This window comes from Streptococcus parasanguinis (assembly GCF_001578955.1).
In the GTDB taxonomy this organism is placed as follows: Bacteria; Bacillota; Bacilli; order Lactobacillales; family Streptococcaceae; genus Streptococcus; species Streptococcus parasanguinis_U.
Genome location: NZ_KQ969690.1, coordinates 278887 through 281497, shown reverse-complemented (window position 1 = coordinate 281497; position 2611 = coordinate 278887). Strand labels below are relative to the sequence as shown.

The following is a 2611-nucleotide window of genomic DNA, read 5'->3' as shown; positions in this document are numbered from 1 at the left end:
TGAGAAGGGCAATTCCTTCTGCGTGGTCTGTATAAACAGAATGAATTTCCAACTGGTACTTCCCTTTTTCAGGATCCTTGATAGAACCACTCGACAGAAAGGCCCCCCGAAGATAAGCACGACTAGCTGCTTCATCTTCTAAAACACTAGCATCAATACCTGTTTCAATCCCAAAAAAGGCATCTGCTAAATGCAAGTCAGCAAGAATCTCTTCCACCTTTTCATCCAAGAATACTGTGTAGACACGATTTTTTTTCAAATTGGTTTTTTGGTGGTGGCGAATATCCGATTTGGCCTCATAGAAATGATGCAACAATTCATAGATATGGCGAGCGATCTTGGCATTTTCTGTTGTTACCGAGAGCGTCAAGCCCCCCATTGAAATCCCAAGACTTCCAGACATCTTGATAATGGCAGCCAATTCACTCTTTTCAAATCGCTTGAGAGACAATAATTCTTCTTTTACACGAACCGTAAAACTCATTTTCTCACCTGCACGATCTGCATCAACTCTTCGACTACTTTTTCACCATCATGAAAGGCTCCTCCATTGACCAACTTTAAGAAATCAGAAGAAATCACTTGGGGAACTTGCGAGTGCAACCCCTTAAAATCGTGCTCTACCTGCACCAAGTATTCATCAAATTTATTGCTGTTCATGTAAGCTGCCGGAACCTGATTGATATTGACAAGGACGGTATCGATGAACTTCTCTCCCAAATGTTTATGAAGAACGGCAACGTGGTCACTATCTGTGAAATGCTCGGTTTCTCCTCTTTGGGTCATGATATTACACACATAGGCTACTTGGGCCTTGGTTTCAAGGATGGCTTTCCCAATCTCATCGATCATCAAATTAGGGAGGATCGAGGTAAAGAGCGAACCAGGACCTAAGACGACCATATCACTTTCAAGAATAGCTTCCACCACTTTCTTACTAGCTTTTGGGCGCTCTTGATCAAAGGTATTGGTCACATAGACATGATCAATCATGCCGGTGTAGTTGGCGATGTGGCTTTCTCCTACCACTTCTTTTCCATCTTGAAAGACGGCATGAAGGGTCAAGGGACTATCACTGGAAGGATAGATCTTGCCGGTCGTATGAAAGAATTTAGTTAACAACTGCATGGCATTATAGGTCGAGCCTTGCATCTCTGAAATCCCTGCAATGATCAAGTTTCCCAAAGGGTGTCCGGCCAAAGGGCCATCATCGTCTGCAAAGCGGTATTGAAAGACCTTCTCATAAAAACGAGGCATATCTGACATGGCAACCAGCACATTTCGAAGATCTCCAGGTGGTGTCAATTTTTGGATGTTCTTCCGCAATTCACCTGAACTCCCACCATCATCTGCAACGGTTACAATAGCAGTAATATCGACCGGTTTCTTTCTCAGACTATCGAGAATAACAGAAATCCCTGTTCCTCCTCCAATAACGGTTACTTTAGGTTTTCTCATGAGCGATTCACCGTTTCTTTCCGTCTGTCCTTGTCTCTATGACTGCAATTGACCTGCCAATTTTTTTCTAAATCATGCGCTAAGCGCTCTGCAAAGGCTACTGAACGGTGTTGCCCACCGGTACAGCCCATAGCGATGGTGAGAACGGATTTACCTTCTCGTTTATAAGACGGTAAAATAGGAACGATCAAGTCATGGAGGTGACGATAAAAGTCCTCTGATTCAGGGTGATCCATGACGTAATCATAGACAGCTGGATCTTGACCGGTTAAATTCCGAAGTTCCAATTTATAGTAGGGGTTTGGAAGGAAACGCACGTCAAAGACAAGGTCAGCATCGATCGGAAGGCCATATTTAAACCCAAATGACATGACCTCAACCCGAAAATCTGGTTGATTGTCTTGACTGGCAAATTGTTCTGCGATCGTTTTTCTCAGATTACGAGGCGTCAACTCAGTCGTATCCACCACATTTTGACTGATATTTTTTAATGGTGATAAGAGTTCGCGCTCTAGGGTAATCCCATCTAAGACACGGCCATCTGCCGCTAGTGGGTGACTACGACGAGTTTCCTTGTATCGTGCTACCAACTCACTGTCCGTAGCATCCAAGAACAAGACCTTGAAATCCAGGTCTTCTTGGTTGTCCAATTCATCCAAAATGGTGCGAATTTCATTGAAAAAAGAACGGCTCCGCATGTCCACAACAACGGCTAATTTATTGTTATCGGGACTGTGGCGCATGAGCTCAATAAATTTCAGCAAGAGCGCCGGTGGCATATTATCGATGGTAAAGTAACCCAAATCCTCAAACGATTGGATGGCGACGGTCTTGCCCGCACCGCTCATCCCTGTTACCATGACCAGTTGAATCTTACTTTCTGTCATTTTCTCCTCCCATAAATAAAACAGAGTGGCCTACAGTTTCCTGCTCTCCACTCTGTCTTTTAGTCTTTGAATGGTTATTAGGCTTTGATTTCCGCAATAACTTCAATTTCAACCTTCACATCACGTGGCAGGCGTGCTACTTCAACAGCAGACCGAGCTGGAAACTCTGTGGTAAAGACTGTTTTATAAACCTCATTAAAAGGTACAAAGTCATTCATATCACTTAAGAAACAAGTGGTTTTCACCACGTGGTTAAAGTCTGTACC

The 2611-nt window shown here is 43.6% G+C and carries 4 protein-coding genes; all 4 read right to left on the bottom strand.

The window, feature by feature from the left end; all coding sequences use genetic code 11:
* Positions 1 to 484, bottom strand: a 484-nt coding sequence (whiA, locus tag SPADD19_RS05195) for a DNA-binding protein WhiA (protein WP_128861586.1), incomplete at its 3' end; no start/stop codon positions are given.
* On the bottom strand, positions 481 to 1458 hold the full coding sequence (locus SPADD19_RS05190) for a YvcK family protein (protein ID WP_003017791.1): 978 nt from the start codon (positions 1456 to 1458) through the stop codon (positions 481 to 483). The genes SPADD19_RS05190 and whiA, both read right to left, overlap by 4 nt.
* Positions 1455 to 2345 carry an RNase adapter RapZ gene (gene rapZ, locus SPADD19_RS05185; RefSeq protein ID WP_009732574.1) on the bottom strand — a complete coding sequence of 297 codons (891 nt, stop codon included), beginning with the start codon at positions 2343 to 2345 and terminating at the stop codon, positions 1455 to 1457. The genes SPADD19_RS05190 and rapZ overlap by 4 nt, the downstream gene beginning before the upstream one ends.
* Before the next feature lie 77 nt (positions 2346 to 2422).
* On the bottom strand, positions 2423 to 2611 hold a 189-nt coding region (locus tag SPADD19_RS05180; RefSeq protein ID WP_241496477.1), incomplete at its 5' end, for a Rid family hydrolase.

Coding starts and splice junctions, on each gene's coding strand:
- SPADD19_RS05190 (WP_003017791.1), bottom strand. CDS start 1,458: ATGAGAAAACCTAAAGTAACCGTTATTGGAGGAGGAACAGGGATTTCT.
- rapZ (WP_009732574.1), bottom strand. CDS start 2,345: ATGACAGAAAGTAAGATTCAACTGGTCATGGTAACAGGGATGAGCGGT.